Origin of the sequence: Neorhizobium sp. AL 9.2.2 (genome assembly GCF_013317225.1) — a bacterium.
In the GTDB taxonomy this organism is placed as follows: Bacteria; Pseudomonadota; Alphaproteobacteria; order Rhizobiales; family Rhizobiaceae; genus Neorhizobium; species Neorhizobium soli.
Genome location: NZ_JAALXU010000001.1, coordinates 120,203 through 136,470, shown reverse-complemented (window position 1 = coordinate 136,470; position 16,268 = coordinate 120,203). Strand labels below are relative to the sequence as shown.

Annotated in this window: 17 protein-coding genes; 15 read left to right on the top strand and 2 right to left on the bottom strand. The window is 61.8% G+C overall.

Annotation, left to right across the window (positions count from 1 at the left end):
• Positions 1 to 134: 134 nt before the first annotated feature.
• Positions 135 to 1,979: an extracellular solute-binding protein gene (locus G6K99_RS00680; protein ID WP_174195434.1), complete on the bottom strand. Its 1,845-nt coding sequence runs from the start codon at positions 1,977 to 1,979 to the stop codon at positions 135 to 137.
• A 177-nt stretch (positions 1,980 to 2,156) separates the two neighbouring features.
• Between G6K99_RS00680 and mepA the strand changes: the two genes are divergently transcribed.
• The 6 genes from mepA to G6K99_RS00650 all read left to right on the top strand — a co-directional run bounded on the left by mepA (position 2,157) and on the right by G6K99_RS00650 (position 8,164).
• Positions 2,157 to 3,230, top strand: a complete 1,074-nt coding sequence (mepA, locus tag G6K99_RS00675) for a penicillin-insensitive murein endopeptidase (RefSeq protein WP_174195433.1) — start codon at positions 2,157 to 2,159, stop codon at positions 3,228 to 3,230.
• Between the two features lie 101 nt (positions 3,231 to 3,331).
• Positions 3,332 to 3,706, top strand: a complete 375-nt coding sequence (locus G6K99_RS00670; protein WP_062454150.1) for a methylglyoxal synthase — start codon at positions 3,332 to 3,334, stop codon at positions 3,704 to 3,706.
• Between the two features lie 16 nt (positions 3,707 to 3,722).
• Positions 3,723 to 4,742 (top strand): glucokinase, encoded by a 1,020-nt coding sequence (locus tag G6K99_RS00665; protein WP_174195432.1) that lies wholly within the window; start codon positions 3,723 to 3,725, stop codon positions 4,740 to 4,742.
• Between the two features lie 134 nt (positions 4,743 to 4,876).
• A complete protein-coding gene (locus G6K99_RS00660) occupies positions 4,877 to 6,664 on the top strand; it encodes an ABC transporter ATP-binding protein (RefSeq protein WP_113166892.1) in 1,788 nt (595 codons plus the stop codon).
• A 23-nt stretch (positions 6,665 to 6,687) separates the two neighbouring features.
• Positions 6,688 to 7,506 (top strand): 4-hydroxy-tetrahydrodipicolinate reductase, encoded by an 819-nt coding sequence (gene dapB / locus G6K99_RS00655; RefSeq protein ID WP_113166891.1) that lies wholly within the window; start codon positions 6,688 to 6,690, stop codon positions 7,504 to 7,506.
• Between the two features lie 22 nt (positions 7,507 to 7,528).
• Positions 7,529 to 8,164: a 2,3-bisphosphoglycerate-dependent phosphoglycerate mutase gene (locus tag G6K99_RS00650; RefSeq protein WP_062454154.1), complete on the top strand. Its 636-nt coding sequence runs from the start codon at positions 7,529 to 7,531 to the stop codon at positions 8,162 to 8,164.
• 64 nt (positions 8,165 to 8,228) lie between these two features.
• Here the strand turns inward: G6K99_RS00650 and phnF are convergent, their stop codons facing one another.
• Complete coding sequence (gene phnF / locus G6K99_RS00645) at positions 8,229 to 8,954, bottom strand: phosphonate metabolism transcriptional regulator PhnF (RefSeq protein ID WP_062578644.1); 726 nt, start codon at positions 8,952 to 8,954, stop codon at positions 8,229 to 8,231.
• Between the two features lie 99 nt (positions 8,955 to 9,053).
• Here phnF and phnG point away from each other — a divergent pair, with 99 nt between their 5' ends.
• The 9 genes from phnG to phnD all read left to right on the top strand — a co-directional run bounded on the left by phnG (position 9,054) and on the right by phnD (position 16,196).
• Positions 9,054 to 9,527 carry a phosphonate C-P lyase system protein PhnG gene (gene phnG / locus G6K99_RS00640; protein WP_062454156.1) on the top strand — a complete coding sequence of 158 codons (474 nt, stop codon included), beginning with the start codon at positions 9,054 to 9,056 and terminating at the stop codon, positions 9,525 to 9,527.
• Positions 9,527 to 10,126, top strand: coding sequence for a phosphonate C-P lyase system protein PhnH (phnH, locus tag G6K99_RS00635; RefSeq protein ID WP_174195431.1), 600 nt, complete (start codon positions 9,527 to 9,529; stop codon positions 10,124 to 10,126). Before phnG ends, phnH begins: the two co-directional genes overlap by 1 nt.
• A gap of 19 nt (positions 10,127 to 10,145) precedes the next feature.
• Positions 10,146 to 11,252 (top strand): carbon-phosphorus lyase complex subunit PhnI, encoded by a 1,107-nt coding sequence (locus tag G6K99_RS00630; protein WP_174195430.1) that lies wholly within the window; start codon positions 10,146 to 10,148, stop codon positions 11,250 to 11,252.
• Positions 11,249 to 12,133, top strand: coding sequence for an alpha-D-ribose 1-methylphosphonate 5-phosphate C-P-lyase PhnJ (locus G6K99_RS00625; RefSeq protein ID WP_174195429.1), 885 nt, complete (start codon positions 11,249 to 11,251; stop codon positions 12,131 to 12,133). Before G6K99_RS00630 ends, G6K99_RS00625 begins: the two co-directional genes overlap by 4 nt.
• Entirely contained in the window at positions 12,130 to 12,906 is a 777-nt protein-coding gene (gene phnK / locus G6K99_RS00620) for a phosphonate C-P lyase system protein PhnK (RefSeq protein WP_062578633.1), read from the top strand. Before G6K99_RS00625 ends, phnK begins: the two co-directional genes overlap by 4 nt.
• Before the next feature lie 9 nt (positions 12,907 to 12,915).
• The gene (gene phnL / locus G6K99_RS00615) at positions 12,916 to 13,626 is read left to right on the top strand and encodes a phosphonate C-P lyase system protein PhnL (protein ID WP_174195428.1); all 711 of its coding nucleotides are present in this window, start codon (positions 12,916 to 12,918) and stop codon (positions 13,624 to 13,626) included.
• Complete coding sequence (locus tag G6K99_RS00610) at positions 13,623 to 14,240, top strand: DapH/DapD/GlmU-related protein (RefSeq protein ID WP_174195427.1); 618 nt, start codon at positions 13,623 to 13,625, stop codon at positions 14,238 to 14,240. Before phnL ends, G6K99_RS00610 begins: the two co-directional genes overlap by 4 nt.
• 113 nt (positions 14,241 to 14,353) lie before the next feature.
• Positions 14,354 to 15,208: a phosphonate ABC transporter ATP-binding protein gene (gene phnC, locus G6K99_RS00605; protein WP_174195426.1), complete on the top strand. Its 855-nt coding sequence runs from the start codon at positions 14,354 to 14,356 to the stop codon at positions 15,206 to 15,208.
• Positions 15,209 to 15,290: 82 nt separating this feature from the next.
• A complete protein-coding gene (gene phnD / locus G6K99_RS00600; RefSeq protein WP_174195425.1) occupies positions 15,291 to 16,196 on the top strand; it encodes a phosphonate ABC transporter substrate-binding protein in 906 nt (301 codons plus the stop codon).
• Positions 16,197 to 16,268: the final 72 nt, after the last annotated feature.

The window sequence follows — 16,268 nt, the reverse complement described above, 5'->3', positions numbered from 1 at the left end:
GCACGTCTGCTGGGACTGCTCTCGCATCACCGAAATCCGGCGCAGGGGTCAAACGGCAATCCTCATCGTAGGTGCGAATCAATCGGGTCATTTGGAACAGGTGGCGTCGCACGGCGCAAGCCTTCCGACGCGCATCACTTGGATGCGGTTTTCGACCACCAGATATCCGGAAAGCCGATGCCGTATTCCGGCAGGTTCTGCGGCCTGTCGAACTTGTCCCAGTAAGCAATGCGCATCGCCATCATGTAATAAAGTGGCACGACATAGTGGTGCGCCAGAAGCACGCGGTCGAGAGCGTGGGTGGTCGCGATCAGTTCAGGCCTGTCCTTGGCGAAGATGATCTTGTTGATCAGGCTGTCGATGGCCGGATCGGCGATACCCGCATAGTTGCGGCTTCCTTCCATCGCGGCGGATTTCGAGCCCCAGTAGAACAGTTGCTCGTTGCCGGGATTAAGTGTCTGCGCCCAGATGCTCCAGGTCATGTCGTAATCGAAGCTGCGCGCCCGGTTGGTATATTGCGCAGGATCGACCGTGCGGACTCGGGCATCGATGCCAATGCGCTTGAGGGTCTGGGTATAGGGCAGAACGATGCGTTCCAGCTGCGGGCTGCTGAGCAGGATCTCGAACGAGAACGGCGCCCCGGTCTTGGCATTGACCAACCTGTTGCCCTTCAGTTCCCATCCTGCGTCCTTGAGCAGTCCGACGGCCTTGCGCAGATTGTCGCGCGCCTTCTGGGCATCGCCGGCTACGGGGTTCTCATATGGAGCGGTGAAGACGTCTGCGGGGACCTTGCCCTTCATCTCGTTGAGGATTTCCAGCTCGCGGCCCTGCGGGAGGCCGGAGGAGGCGAGTTCCGTTCCGAAGAAGAAGCTGTTTAGACGGACATACTGACCGTACATCACGGTGCGGTTGATTTCCTCGAAGTCGAAGGCAAGGTTCAGCGCTTCGCGAACACGCTCGTCCTTGAACATGTCGCGACGCATGTTGGGCACCAATGCCTGCATGATGCCGGTCGCGCGGAACGGGTTGGGCAGCTCCTCGCGTTTGACGCGGCCTTCCTTGAAGGCCGGGAAGTCGTAGCGCGTCGCCCAGCGCGTCGCCTGATTCTCCTGCCAGAAATCGACGGTGCCGCCACGGAAGGCCTCGAATTCGACGTCGCGGTCCGCGAAATAGGTGTAGTTCACCGTACGGAAATTGTTGGTACCAACATTGACCGGCAGCGCCTTGCCCCAATAATCGTCACGCAATTCGTAGCGGATGGTTGAGCCCGCCTGGTAGCTGGCGAGCTTGTAGGGCCCGGACCCGACGACCGGCTCCAACGTCGTCTTGGCAATGTCGCGCTTTACCCCCTGGGCATTCGCACCTTCCCACCAATGTTTCGGCACGATCATCAGCTGACCGACAATCGACGGCAGTTCGCGGTTGTTCTTTTCGTCGAAGCGGAAGGTGACCTCGCGGTCCCCGGTCTTTTCCGCAGCAGTCACGTGGTTGTAATAGCCCGCCTGGACCGGATTGAGTTCCTTGATCCTCTCGAACGTAAAGACGACGTCTTCGGGGGTGACCGGCTGTCCGTCCGACCATTTTGCCTCGGCCCGAAGCCGGAAGGTTGCCGATGCCACGTCCTCCGGATAGCTGACGCTTTTGGCCAGCAACCCGTAAGAGGTGGAAACCTCGTCTTCGCTTGGCTTCATCAGCGTATCGAACACCATCGGCAGGCCGGTCGCAGGCTGGCCGCGCAGGCCAAGAACGGGGTTGAAACTGTCGTAGGTGCCGTCGCTCGACAGATTGAGCGTGCCGGCCTTGGGTGCTTGCGGATTGACGTATGGGAAATTGGGAAAGTCCGCAGGCAGTTTCGGTTCGCCCATCAGCGCGACACCATGCCGCCACCTGGTGCCTGCATCCTGTGCCGCAACGGATGTGCCAATGACCGCGACGGCTGCCACGGTTACAAAACCCATCTTCCACCAAGCCAAGCCCATGCAACATCCCTTTGTCATTCGTGTTGCAGTGAAGCATAGGGCAAATAACAGCAAAAGACAGGCAGCCGCTGTCACAAGCGATTTATCCGCGAAATCCGGCACCGGTTGCGATCTCCATTTCAACAAAATCGCATTTCACGGTAGAAGAAGGACTGATTTGATTTGCGGCGGATGTGCATGAGACCGATTTCTAAGACCATTCTGGGCCTGGCTGCTGCCGCTTTGTTTTGCGGCGCGATTTCCGAACCGACGTTCGCCCAGGAGGAAAGGACCGCCAAACAGCTGTTCGGTTCCGTTAAACTGCCCAACCGAGGCGATGCCGAACCGCTCGGCTTTTATGCCAAGGGCTGCCAGTCCGGCGCCGTGGCCTTGCCGACGGACGGGCCGACCTGGCAGGCGATGCGCCTTTCGCGCAATCGCCGCTGGGGCAATCCGGCGATGATCTCCCTGCTGGAACAGTTCTCACGCGATGCGGCCGGTCTCGGCTGGGGTACGGGCATTCTGGTGGGCGACATCTCGATGCCGCGCGGCGGCCCGATGCCAAGCGGCCATGCCTCGCACCAGATCGGGCTCGATGCCGACATCTGGTTCACGCCGAAGCCGCAGCGGCCACTTTCGCCGGCGCAGCGCGAAGACATTCCGTTCACTTCGATGCTGGACAAGAGCAAGTTCCTGACCGTCGACAGCCGCCGCTGGAGCCCGACCCATGCCCGTCTTGTAATGCAGGCTGCCAGCTATCCGCAGGTGCAGCGCGTTTTCGTCAATCCGGCAATCAAGAAGAAGCTGTGCGAGACCTGGACCGGCGACCGGAGCCTGCTTGGCAAGGTGCGGCCGGTTTACGGCCATGACGAACACTTCCATATCCGCATGAACTGTCCGCCGGGTGCCGCAGGCTGTGAACGCCAGGCATCGACGCCTTCCACCGACGACTGCAACAGCAAGTCGCTCGCCTGGTGGTTTACCAAGGAGCCATGGGCGCCGCCGAAGCCTGCGGATCCGAACAAGAAGCCGGTAAAGCCGCGCCAGGTGATGCTGTCCAACCTTCCCAAGGCCTGCGCTGCGGTTCTTAGCGCCCCCTCCCGCTCCGAGCAGGACGCGACTTTCCAAGGCGGTGGCCAGGGCAGTGGGATGGCCTACTCGCCATCGGTACCGCTTCCTGCCGAGGCAACCGGGCTGGATACGATGACGGGCGGCGAGATGCCCGGCCCGGGCTCCAACGTCCCGCTGCCAAGCCCGCGTCCTTCGCGCTGACCGGGATTCCGTCGGGACCATCTTTTCTTCCCGCCGGAGGCAGGCTAGAAGGCCAGCATCAATCGCCAGCAATCCGATCTACGGCTTTGCAGAGGAATTCCATGTCGACGCTTCCCTGCATCGCGCTTATTGCCCACGATCTGAAGAAGGACGAGATGGCGGAATTCGCGCGCCGGCATCAGGCGGCGCTGTCCAAGTTTCGCATCGTCGCGACCGGCACGACCGGCGGCCGCGTTCTTGAAGCCGCTCCCAATCTCGATGTCACCCGTTTGAAAAGCGGTCCGCTTGGCGGTGACCAGCAGATCGGCGCGATGATCGCAACCGGCGAGGTGGGCATGCTGATCTTCTTCATCGATCCTTTGAGCGCGCTTCCCCATGACGTCGACGTCAAGGCGCTGACGCGGCTTGCGACCGTCTACGATATCCCGATGGCGCTCAACCGCGCCACGGCCGAAAAGCTTGTTGATTTCCAGTAGGAGGAGAGAATTCGCCATGGCTGAAGTGCAACCGCACACATTCGCCTTCCCGATCCTGATCGGCGATATCGGCGGCACCAATGCCCGCTTCTCCATTCTCGTCGATGCAACGAGTGCGCCGGATCAGTTCCCGCATGTGCAGACGGCAGACTATGAAACGATCGACGATGCGATCGCCGATGTCGTTCTGAAGAACTCCGTGCACAAGCCACGCAGCGCGATCCTTGCGGTCGCCGGCCCGATCGACGGGGACGAGATCGACCTCACCAATTGCGACTGGATCGTGCGTCCGAAAAAGATGATCGGCGAACTTGGCTTCGATACGGTTCTCGTGCTCAACGATTTCGAGGCCCAGGCACTGGCCGTCGCTTCGCTCACTGCAGCCGACCGCCAGCCGATCGGTCCGATCACTGAAGCGACCGAGGCTTCGCGCGTTGTCTTGGGTCCCGGGACAGGTCTCGGCGTTGCAGGGCTTGTCCATGCCCGTAACACCTGGTTCCCGGTTCCCGGCGAAGGTGGGCATGTGGATATCGGTCCGCGTTCGAAGCGGGATTTCGAGATCTTCCCGCATCTGCGTCGCATCGACGGCCGGGTGTCCGCTGAGGAAATCATTTCCGGACGCGGTCTTCTCAACATCTACAACGCCGTCTGCACTGCCGATGGCATCGCCCCGAGCCTGGACGCTCCGCCCGAAGTAACCGAACAGGGACTTTCCGGCGAAAACCCGCAGGCTGCCGAAACGATCGAGCTTTTCGTCCGCTATCTTGGTCGCCTTGCCGGTGACCTCGCGCTCATCTTCATGGCACGCGGCGGCGTCTTCCTCGGTGGCGGCATCTCGCCGCGGATCCTTGATGCATTGACGAAGCCCGCGTTTCGTGAAGAGTTCGAAGACAAGGCGCCGCACAACGAGCTGATGAAGACCATTCCGACCTTTGTCGTCACGCATCCGCAGGCGGCCCTTGCCGGTCTCGCCAGCTTTGCGCGCTCGCCTGCGACCTACGGAATTGCGCTGGAAGGCCGTTGCTGGCAGCGGTAGTTGCGCCGGGCCGACGTGCCCGAATGCAACAGCGCGATGGAATCACCCGCGATTGGCTGGCAAAAGCCTGCCCAAGCGTTTAATAGCGCCTTCGGAAATATACTCCGGCATGACGCCGAAACGGGAACGCCCTATTGAACGCCGCAAAAGACAAGAAGCGCCACGTGGATTCCGTCACCATCGTGAGCGTGCTCAAGCGGGTGATCGCCGAGAATGGCCGGGATCACGTGCGATCCTACGCGTTTGCAATATCCTGCCTGGTGATGGTCGCCCTTTCGACAGCCTTCACGGCGTGGATCATGGAAAAGGTCGTCAACGAGGCGTTCGCCAACAAGCGGGCGGATATCGTCTGGCTGATCTGCGGATCGATCCTCGCCGCCTTCGTGCTGCGCGGCTTTGCCACCTACGGCCAGGCCGTGACGCTGTCGAAGATCGGCAACAATATCGTCGCCCGCTATCAGCGCCGGATCTACTCGCACCTGATGTCGCTGTCGGTCGGCTTCTTTGCCGAAGCCCGATCCGCCCATCTTGCAGCCCAGATCAGCCAGAACATCAACGGCGTTCGTGACGTCCTCAACCTGACGGTCACCTCCACGGCGCGCGATCTCCTGACGCTGGTCGCGCTGATCGGGGTGATGGTGACGAAGGACTGGGTCCTGTCGCTCATCGTCTTTGCCGTCGCACCGCCGCTTCTCTATGCGCTACGCTACGTTTCCAAACGCCTTCGCGCCGCCACAAGAGAGGCTGTTGAACAGAACAGCCGCGTGCTTGGCGCCATGCAGGAAACCATCCAGGGCATCGCCGTGGTCAAAGCTTTCACGATGGAAGGCGAACTCGACAGCAAGGTGAGCCGCATCATCAAAGCGGCAGAAGGCCGCGCCAACCGTATCGCCCGTCTGTCGGAGCGCACGTCGCCGCTGACGGAAACCTTTGCCGGCTTTGCGATCTCCAGCGTGCTGGCCTATGCGGCGTTCCGCTCGATCTATGACAACGTACCTCCAGGCGCTTTCTTTGCCTTCGTCACCGCGCTGCTGATGGCCTATGACCCGGCACGACGGCTGGCCAAGCTGCAGGTGCAGCTCGACCGTGCCGTCGTCAACGCGCAGATGATTTATGCCCTTCTCGATATGCAGCCGGCACAGCGGGAAATGGCCGGTGCCAAGGACCTCGTCGTCGACAAGGCGCGCGTCGAACTGAAGAACGTCGTGTTCTCCTACGGCAGTGGCAGCCCGATCCTGCGCGGTGTCGATCTTGTGGCCGAAGGTGGCCAGACGACGGCGCTTGTCGGTCCATCCGGCGCCGGAAAATCGACGATCATCAGCCTCATTCCCCGTTTCTACGACCCGGCGGAAGGCGCAATCCTGATCGACGGGCAAAACATTGCCGAGGTCACCAAGTCGTCGCTGCGCCATCAGCTCGCCTATGTCTCGCAGCAGCCCTACCTGTTTGAAGGCACCATCCGCGACAACATCCGCTACGGCCGGCCGGAAGCGACGGATGCCGAAGTGGAAGAGGCGGCAAGACTTGCCTATGCCCACGAGTTCATCCTGGCGCAGCCGCTCGGGTATGAAACGCCTGTCGGCGAAAACGGCATGAGCCTCTCCGGCGGCCAGCGGCAGCGGCTTTCGATTGCCCGCGCACTGGTGCGGAATGCGCCGATCCTGCTGCTCGACGAAGCGACGTCTGCGCTCGACAACGAGTCCGAGGCCGCCGTTCAGAAGGCGCTTGATACCGCCATGCGCGGACGCACCGTCATCGTCATCGCGCATCGTCTTTCCACCGTCGTCAAGGCTGACAAGATCATCGTGATGCACGAAGGCCGGGTGATGGAAGAAGGCACGCATGAGGTTCTTGCGCAGCGCAAGGACGGGCTCTACGCTCGCCTCAACAACCTGCAACTGCCCGTCAAAGATTTTTCGTAAACTCTCTAGGAAACCCGTCGCCCATGGCAGCAAACGACATGAAGCTTGTAGTGGTTGGCGCGGCAGGCCGTATGGGCCAGGCCCTGATCCGGATCATCCACGAGACCGACGGCGTCACGCTTCATGCCGCAATCGAACGGGAAGGCTCAGCTTTCGTCGGCAAGGATGCCGGTGATCTTGCCGGAACCGGGCCGCTTGGCGTCATCGTCACCACCGATCCCCTGAAGGCGTTTCTCGACGCCGATGGCGTTCTGGATTTCACGGCACCCGCAGCAAGCGTGACGTTTGCCGGGCTCGCCGCACAGGCGCGCATCGTGCATGTGATCGGCACGACCGGCTGCGGACCGGAGCACGAGGAAAAATTCGAGGCTGCCGCCCGGCATGCACGGGTCGTGAAGTCCGGCAACATGAGCCTTGGCGTCAATCTGCTCGGCGTGCTGACGCGCGATGCGGCGAAAGCGCTTCCTGCTATTGGCTGGGATATCGAAATCGTCGAGATGCACCACAAGCACAAGGTGGATGCGCCATCCGGCACCGCGCTGCTGCTTGGCGAGGCAGCGGCTGCCGGGCGTGGCATCGATCTTGCCACGCAATCGGTTCGGGTGCGCGACGGCCATACCGGCCCCCGCCCCGCCGGCACGATCGGCTTTGCGACGCTTCGCGGCGGCTCCGTTGTCGGCGATCATTCGGTCATTCTTGCCGGCGAAGGTGAGCTGGTGACGCTGTCGCACAGTGCCCGCGACCGTTCGATCTTCGCGCGCGGCGCGGTGACTGCGGCCGTCTGGGCGCGCGACGAAAAGCCGGGTTTCTATTCCATGCTCGACGTTCTCGGGCTTTCTTGACACTATCGGAGGAATTCAATTCATGAGCGGTACACTCGTCCTCGTTCGCCACGGCCAGAGCGACTGGAACCTGAAGAACCTTTTCACCGGCTGGAAGGATCCCGAGCTTACTCCGCTCGGCATTCAGGAAGCCGAGACCGGCGGCCAGGCGCTTGCCGATACCGGCATCAAGTTCGATATCGCCTTCACCTCCGACCTCAAGCGAGCCCAGGATACGCTGAAGATCGTGCTCGACAAGCTCGGCCAGACCGACCTTGAAACCATCCGCGACCAGGCCCTGAACGAGCGCGACTACGGCGATCTCTCCGGCCTCAACAAGGACGATGCGCGCGCCAAGTGGGGCGAGGAACAGGTGCATATCTGGCGCCGTTCCTACGACATCCCGCCGCCAGGCGGCGAGAGCCTGCGCGACACCGGTGCCCGGGTATGGCCCTATTACATGACCGAGATCCTGCCGCGCGTGCTTCGCGGCGAAAAGGTTCTCGTTGCCGCCCACGGCAATTCGCTGCGCTCGCTCGTGATGGTTCTTGATCGTCTGAGCAAGGAAGAGATCCTCAAGCTCAACCTCGCGACCGGTGTGCCGATGGTCTACGTGCTGAACGCGGATTCGACCGTCGCTTCCAAGAAGGTTCTGGGCGACATGTCGGCCGCCCACTAAGAAGCGCCAAGTCTTCAAGATCGCGCCGGCTCGCATGGACAATGCGGGCCGGCGTTTTCGTTTGTCAGTTCTCGATTGTGAACTGCACCATGTCGGCCGGAAAGCGGCTGATCGCATATTGCACGGGAACGCCATCGGGATCTGCGTTCAGTGCACGCGTTACCAGCATGATCGCCCCCGGCGACAATTCCAGATCCGCAAGGTCGCCGCTTTCGGCGTGGACCGCCGTAACCTCGGTCGAGACGCGGAGATAGTCGGTCAGGCCGATTGCCGCGAAGGCTGCGGTTATGGAGCCGCTCTCGCGATAGGCCTCTGCGATCCCTGAAAAGCGATCGGCCGGGAACCAGGCGGTTGCCCGTGATACCGGACGGCGATCCGCTTTGCGCAGGGTTTCAAGCCGGATCACGGCAGCGCCGACCGCAAGCTGCAGGCGCGACGCCAGGTCCGGTGTCGCCGATTCCTCGGACGCCGCCAGCAGCAGACCTTCCTTTTCTTTCGCCTGATCACCGATGCCCTCGCTGAACCGGGTTCGCCTGGAAATCGGGAAGTTCAGCCGCTCCTTGCGCTCGATCAGCGTTCCCCGTCCCTGAACGGCCCGCACAATGCCCTCCTGCGCCAGCGCTGCCAGCGCGCTTCTCACCGTATGGCGGTTCACGCCGAACTCCGCCGCCAGCGAGATCTCCGGCGGCACCTTGCCGGTCGCATCGTAATCGCCGTTTGCGATCGCCGTGCGGATACGGTCGGCTATCTGCCGCCACAACGCGACGCCGCTCTGCCTCTGAACAATCACCCGATCAGTACCCCTGTCACACGCTTGTTATACGCCGCCTTTATTGGTACATGTAATTTGTATGGTTGTCTATATAAATAGACATTTAGGAGATGACCGATGGATCTTGCGGGAAATCACAAGGCGCTGGCGGAACCGGAACAGCGGCGCCGCTGCATCGAACTTCTGGCGCAGACTTCGTGCGACGAACTGAAGGCCGCGTGGAACGGGCTATCCGAAAAGCCAACCGTCAAGCCGGTGCGTGGACCGGAAACCGGTCTGGTGATGGTTCGCGGCCGGATCGGTGGCGGCGGTTCGCCCTTCAATCTGGGTGAAGCAACAGTCACCCGCGCAACGATCCTTCTTGCCTCCGGCACGGCGGGCCATGCCCAGGCGCTCGGCACCGACAAGGAAAAGGCGTGGCTGTCTGCGATATTCGATGCCCTGTGGCAGGAAGCAGAGACGCGCAATTTCGTCGAAACGGCGCTTCTTTCACCCACGGAAAGCCGCATCGCCGCTGAGGACAGACAGAACGCCGAAGAGACCGCGGCAACCCGCGTCGACTTCTTCACAATGGTTCGGGGAGACGATTGATGGCCGTTCATGCACAAGCACTCGCCGGTGGGTTCACCGATCCGGTCTTCCAGTCCCAGACCATTTTCAAAACGCTGATGGACGGAATGGCGCGGCCCGGAACGATCAGCAGCACCGAACTTCAGGCCGGGCAGCCGGAACCGCTCGGCAATGCTGCCGGCGCGATTGCGCTCACGCTCTGCGATCACGATACCCCGGTCTGGCTGAGCAACGGTCTTGCAAAGTCTGCGATGCCGGAATGGATCGGTTTCCATACGGGTGCACCGATAACCTGCGAGAAGGCGCAGAGCAGCTTTGCCTTTATCGAAGCCGGGACAGCGCCCTCTTCCTTCGGCCTGTTTGCCGCCGGTACCCAGGAATACCCTGACAGGTCCACGACGCTGATCCTCGAAGTCGCCGCTCTTGGCGAGGGTGAAAAACTGAGCCTGACCGGACCAGGGATCCTCGGCACCAGGACGGTCGCAGTCTCGGGACTGCCGGATATGTTTCAGAGGCTCTGGGACGACAACAGGGCGCTCTTTCCCCGCGGAGTCGACGTCATCCTCACCGCCGGAGCGCAGTTCCTGTGCCTGCCGCGCACCACCCGGATTGCCGGCTAAGCCGAAGGAGATCAAACCCATGTATGTTGCAGTCAAGGGTGGCGAGGCCGCCATTACCAACGCTCACGCATTGCTTGCCGACCGCCGTCGCGGCGACCGGGCGCTTCCCGCACTCACGATCGAGCAGATCGCCGAACAGCTTGGCCTTGCCGTCGATCGGGTGATGGCGGAAGCCTCGCTCTATGATCGGTCGCTGGCAGCGCTTGCCGTGCGCCAGTCGCGTGGCGATCTGATCGAGGCGATCTTTCTGCTTCGCGCCTACCGCACTACGCTGCCCCGCTTCGGCTCTTCCGTTCCGGTGGATACCGCGGCCATGAAGGTCGAGCGGCGCGTCTCGGCAACTTACAAGGATCTGCCGGGCGGCCAGCTGCTTGGTCCCACCTTCGATTACACCCATCGGCTTCTCGATCCCTCGCTGCTGACGGATGAAGTGATCGCCGATCCTGCACGCAAAGAGGCGTCCGGCGAGGAGATCATGCGCGTTTCCGACATTCTCGCACACGAAGGACTGATCGAGCCGGACGGCGGCCTGCCCGATGACCATGCGGCAGGAGACCTGACACGCGAGCCGCTGGAATTTCCGATGGGTCGTGACCTCAGGCTGCAGGCGCTCGCCCGCGGCGACGAGGGCTTTCTGCTGGCGCTCGGCTACTCGACCCAGCGCGGCTATGGCCGCAACCACCCGTTCGTCGGCGAAATCCGGATCGGCGAGGTGGAGGTGGAAATGGACATGCCGGAACTCGGCTTCCCGGTCTCGCTCGGTCGCATCCAGCTGACCGAGTGCCAGATGATCAACCAGTTCAAGGGCTCCTCCATAGCACCGCCGCAGTTTACCCGCGGCTACGGTCTCGTGTTCGGACAGAGCGAGCGCAAGGCGATGTCGATGTCGCTGGTGGATCGCGCGCTTCGCGCCGAAGAACTCGGGGAAGACATCACGGCGCCGGCGCAGGACGAAGAATTCGTCATTTCGCACTCCGACAATGTGCAGGCGACCGGCTTCGTCGAACACCTGAAATTGCCCCATTACGTCGACTTCCAGGCGGAGCTTGCCATGGTGCGCAAGATGCGCGCCGAGATTGAGGCCGCTCGCCACGGCGATACCGAGATGAAGGATGCTGCCGAATGAGTGCCGATCTCGCCACCTACAATTTCGCCTATCTGGACGAACACACGAAACGGATGATCCGCCGGGCGATCCTGAAAGCGATCGCTATACCCGGCTATCAGGTACCGTTTGCTTCGCGCGAAATGCCGATGCCCTATGGCTGGGGTACCGGCGGCGTGCAGGTGACGGCCGCGATCATCGGTCCGGACGATGTGCTGAAGGTCATCGACCAGGGTGCCGATGACACGACCAATGCGGTCTCCATCCGTGCCTTCTTCCAGAAGGTCGCCAATGTCGCGGTAACCACCCACACGAAGGACGCGACGATCATCCAGACGCGCCATCGCATTCCCGAGCAGAAGCTGACCGAGGGCCAGGTGCTGGTCTATCAGGTGCCGATCCCGGAACCGCTGCGTTTCCTCGAGCCGCGCGAGACCGAGACCCGGAAAATGCACGCGCTCGAAGAATACGGGCTGATGCATGTGAAGCTTTACGAGGACATTGCGCATAACGGCCGGATCTCCAAGACCTATGCCTATCCGGTCAAGGTCGACGGTCGCTATGTGATGGACCCCTCGCCGACCCCAAAATTCGACAATCCGAAAATGCACATGTCCGATGCGCTGCAGCTGTTCGGCGCCGGACGTGAAAAGCGGATCTACGCGGTTCCGCCGCATACCGAAGTGGTCAGCCTGGATTTCGAGGACCACCCGTTCGAGATCCAGACATTCGAGCAGGATTGCGCACTCTGCGGCGCACACGGCGTTTATCTCGACGAAGTGGTGCTCGACGACCAGGGCGGACGGATGTTCGTCTGCTCGGACACGGACCATTGCGAAGACCGCCGCGAACATGGCCATGTCGGCGAGATGCTCGCCCCCAACAAGGAGGCTGCGGAATGAGCGACAATCCTCTTCTCAAAGTCAGCGGCGTTTCGAAATTCTATGGCAGCCGGATCGGTTGCCAGGATGTCAGTTTCGATCTGTGGCCGGGCGAAGTGCTCGCCATCGTCGGCGAATCAGGCTCCGGCAAGACGACGCTGCTCAATTGCCTGTCGACCCGGTTGATGCCGAGCGCCGGCAGCGTCGAATACCGGATGCGCGACGGCAACTTTCGCGATCTCTATCACATGAGCGAGGCCGAACGGCGCTTCCTGATGCGCACCGACTGGGGTTTCGTTCACCAGAACCCGGCCGACGGTTTGCGCATGACGGTATCGGCGGGCGCGAACGTCGGCGAACGGCTGATGGCGGTCGGTGATCGGCATTACGGCAAGATCCGCGAAACGGCGACCGACTGGCTGGGACGCGTGGAAATTTCCGCCGACCGCATCGACGACCAACCGCGCGCCTTTTCCGGCGGCATGCGACAACGTCTGCAGATCGCCCGCAATCTCGTGACTGGCCCACGTCTCGTGTTCATGGATGAACCGACCGGCGGCCTCGACGTCTCGGTGCAGGCAAGACTGCTCGACCTCGTGCGCGGGCTTGTCAACGATCTCGGTCTCTCGGCCATTGTCGTCACTCACGATCTCGCGGTCGCCCGCCTTCTCTCGCACCGGATGATGGTGATGAAGGACGGTCATGTGATCGAACAGGGGCTCACCGACCGTGTCCTCGACGACCCCCGCGAGCCCTACACGCAGTTGCTCGTCTCCTCGATTCTCCAGGTATAGGACAGACCGATGGCCACTCCACTCGTCGTCTCGGAAGTCTCCAAAAGCTTCATCATGCACCTGCGCGACGGCATCAAGCTGCCGGTCGTCAACGACGTAAACTTCTCCGTGGCCGGCGGCGAATGCGTCGTGCTCGGCGGACCCTCGGGGATCGGCAAGAGCTCCATCCTGAAAATGCTCTACGGCAACTATGCCGTCGATGCAGGCCAGATCCTGGTGAACCACCAGGAGAAGATCGTCGATATCGCGGCAGCGGATCCGCGCACGATCATCGAGGTTCGCCGGCATACGATGGGTTACGTCAGCCAGTTCCTACGCACCGTGCCGCGTGTGGCTGCCGTCGACGTGGTCGCAGAGCCGCTCGTTGCCCGCGGTATCGATGCGGCGGAAGCCAAGGACAGAGCGGTCGAACTCCTCGCCAGGCTCAACCTTCCGCACGAACTCTGGTCGCTTCCGCCTGCCACCTTTTCCGGCGGCGAGCAGCAGCGCGTCAACATTGCCCGCGGGTTCATCACCAGCCACCGTATCCTGCTTCTCGACGAGCCGACCGCATCGCTCGACGCCACCAACCGGCGGGTGGTGATCGAGATGATCGCTGCCAAGAAAGCCGAGGGCGTTGCGATGCTCGGCATCTTCCACGACGAGGAAGTGCGCGAGGCCGTTGCCGACCGCATTCTCGATGTCAGCGCGTTTTCTCCCCGAAAGGCAGTTGCCGCATGAGTGCCAAGGTCGGTATCAACCCCGTCATTCATGAAACGGCGAGCGTCAGCAACTCGACGATCGGCCGCTACACTGAGATCTCCGAGCGCTGCCGCATCGACGAAGCCGAGATCGGCGACTACTCGTATATCATGCAGGATGGCTCCATCTGGTGCGCGACGATCGGCAAATTCGTCAACATCGCCGCTTCCGTCCGTATCAATGCCACGAACCACCCCACATGGCGCGCCACGCTGCATCATTTCACCTATCGTGCCGCCAACTATTGGGATGACGCGGAAGACGACACCGACTTCTTCGAGTGGCGCCGCGACAACCGGGTGACGATCGGCCATGACGTGTGGATCGGCCATGGTGCCACCGTGCTGCCGGGCGTCACCGTGGGCAACGGCGCGGTTATCGGCGCCGGAGCCGTGGTGTCGAAGGATGTCGCCCCCTACACGATCGTCGGCGGCGTGCCGGCCAAGCTGATCCGGGAGCGGTTCACGAGGGAGGTCGGTGACGGCATGGACCGGCTCGCGTGGTGGGACTGGGATCACCAGACGCTGCGCACGGCACTCGACGATTTCCGTGCCCTCTCTGCCGAGGCCTTCCTTGCGAAATATGCGGCATAGCAGGGCGTTCAAGCCGGGCAAACATGTAACAAAACCTACATAAAACCGACATTCAGGGTTCATCAACCAAGTCTAATCCGATCCTCACCAGGGAATGGGACGGATTGAAAAACATGAAGTTTGAATTGAGGAATGTCACCCGACGTTTCGGCGATCATATCGCGGTCAACGCCGTCAGCGTGGAAATACCTCAAGGTCAGATGGTCGGCGTCATCGGTCGCTCCGGCGCCGGCAAATCGACCCTCCTGCGCATGATCAACCGCTTGCAGGAGCCGAGCTCCGGTTCCATTCGGTTTGGCGATCTCGAGGTTTCCGCTCTCAAGGGCGCCGGGTTGCGCAACTGGCAGCGCGATTGCGCGATGATCTTCCAGCAGTTCAATCTCGTGCCACGCCTCGACGTCATGACCAACGTGATGCTCGGCCGGTTGAACCACCGATCCACGATCATGAGCCTTCTCAACATCTTCTCCGACGACGAGCGCATGGCTGCGATCGCCGCGCTCGAGCGTCTCGGTATCGAGCAGACCGCCATGCAGCGCGCCGGCACGCTTTCTGGCGGTCAGCAGCAGCGCGTCGCCATCGCCCGCGCCCTCATGCAGGCGCCGAAAATGCTTCTGGCCGATGAGCCGATCGCCTCTCTCGACCCGCTCAACGCCAAGATCGTGATGGACGCGCTGCGCGACATCAACGAGCGCGAGGGCATTACCGTCATCACCAACCTGCACACGCTCGATACGGCGCGCGCCTATTGCGAGCGGATCATCGGGATGGCAGGCGGCCGCGTCGTCTTCGACGGCACGCCGTCGCAGCTGAACGCGCAGGCCGTCAGCGAGATCTACGGATCGGACCGCGACGGTGCCGGCATCGACGAGACGATGACCTCGACCAGCATCAACAATCCCGTGGCCCCTGCGGCTGCGGGCAAGCAATCGGCCGGAATAGGCAGCCTGGCAAGCGCCAGGGCCTGAGCCGCATCCAGATCGTCTGCCCACGTTAAGGGCGCGTTGCTTCACGACCCAACTCCGGATGATCCGGAAACAGGAGATCACCATGTTCAGAAAAACTATGCTTGCTGCCGCGACGCTCAGCCTGCTCGCCGGTTCCGCCCTTGCCCAGGACGTCAAGGTTCTGCGCATCGGTCTCGACGGCTCGGAAAACGAAGCCGACCAGATCCGCAACACCCAGTGCGTTGCCGATGGCCTGAAGGCTGCGACCGGCGTATCCGAAGTGAAGCTGTTCCCGTCGCCGAACTATAACGGCGTTATCCAGGGCCTGCTCGGCGGCACGATCGACATTGCTTCGATGGGTGCGGCTTCCTATGCAGCCATCGCGCTCAAGGACGACAAGGCTGTCGACCCGATCCTGACCTACACGGGTTCGGACGGCTCCAGCGGTTACTACTCGATCATGATTGCCCGCAAGGACAGCGGCATCAAGACGCTGGCTGACCTCAAGGGCAAGAAGATCGGCTTCGCCGATCCGGATTCGACCTCGGGCTATCTCGTCCCGAACGTCGCGCTGCCGAAGGAAATCGGCATGCCGGTCAAGCAGTATTTCTCCGAAACCGGCTTCGGCGGCGGCCACGAGAATCTGGTTCTCGCCGTCCTCGACAAGAAGTTCGATGCCGGCACGACGTTCGGTTCGGGCGTTGGCAAGTGGGAAGAAGGTTATAGCGGCGGCAACCTGCACCAGATGGTCGCCAAGGGTAACCTCGACATGGACGATATCGTCCAGGTCTGGAAGTCGCCACTGATCCCGAACGGTCCGCTGATGGTCTCCAACAAGGTTCCGGCCGACATGAAGGCCAAGGTCAAGGCCTTCTTCATGGAACTGCCGAAGAAGAACCTCGCCTGCTTCCAGTCCTTCACCCAGGGCAAGAACAAGGACTACATCGAAGTCAATCCGGCCTTCTACCAGACGATCGTCGACGCCCGTAAGTCCGTTATCGGCGGCTGATCATCCCTGAAAAAGACCTGGCGGCGGCATCTGCAGAAGGTGCCGCCGTTCTGCAACGAGAGACACGGCATG

Excerpts from the sequence above, each read along its gene's own strand:
- phnL (WP_174195428.1), top strand. The coding sequence starts at position 12,916 with ATGGCCACTCCACTCGTCGTCTCGGAAGTCTCCAAAAGCTTCATCATG.
- G6K99_RS00680 (WP_174195434.1), bottom strand. The coding sequence starts at position 1,979 with ATGGGCTTGGCTTGGTGGAAGATGGGTTTTGTAACCGTGGCAGCCGTC.
- phnG (WP_062454156.1), top strand. The coding sequence starts at position 9,054 with ATGGATCTTGCGGGAAATCACAAGGCGCTGGCGGAACCGGAACAGCGG.
- G6K99_RS00670 (WP_062454150.1), top strand. The coding sequence starts at position 3,332 with ATGTCGACGCTTCCCTGCATCGCGCTTATTGCCCACGATCTGAAGAAG.
- phnH (WP_174195431.1), top strand. The coding sequence starts at position 9,527 with ATGGCCGTTCATGCACAAGCACTCGCCGGTGGGTTCACCGATCCGGTC.
- phnK (WP_062578633.1), top strand. The coding sequence starts at position 12,130 with ATGAGCGACAATCCTCTTCTCAAAGTCAGCGGCGTTTCGAAATTCTAT.
- G6K99_RS00665 (WP_174195432.1), top strand. The coding sequence starts at position 3,723 with ATGGCTGAAGTGCAACCGCACACATTCGCCTTCCCGATCCTGATCGGC.
- G6K99_RS00610 (WP_174195427.1), top strand. The coding sequence starts at position 13,623 with ATGAGTGCCAAGGTCGGTATCAACCCCGTCATTCATGAAACGGCGAGC.
- dapB (WP_113166891.1), top strand. The coding sequence starts at position 6,688 with ATGGCAGCAAACGACATGAAGCTTGTAGTGGTTGGCGCGGCAGGCCGT.
- G6K99_RS00630 (WP_174195430.1), top strand. The coding sequence starts at position 10,146 with ATGTATGTTGCAGTCAAGGGTGGCGAGGCCGCCATTACCAACGCTCAC.
- mepA (WP_174195433.1), top strand. The coding sequence starts at position 2,157 with ATGAGACCGATTTCTAAGACCATTCTGGGCCTGGCTGCTGCCGCTTTG.
- phnC (WP_174195426.1), top strand. The coding sequence starts at position 14,354 with ATGAAGTTTGAATTGAGGAATGTCACCCGACGTTTCGGCGATCATATC.
- G6K99_RS00625 (WP_174195429.1), top strand. The coding sequence starts at position 11,249 with ATGAGTGCCGATCTCGCCACCTACAATTTCGCCTATCTGGACGAACAC.
- G6K99_RS00650 (WP_062454154.1), top strand. The coding sequence starts at position 7,529 with ATGAGCGGTACACTCGTCCTCGTTCGCCACGGCCAGAGCGACTGGAAC.
- phnD (WP_174195425.1), top strand. The coding sequence starts at position 15,291 with ATGTTCAGAAAAACTATGCTTGCTGCCGCGACGCTCAGCCTGCTCGCC.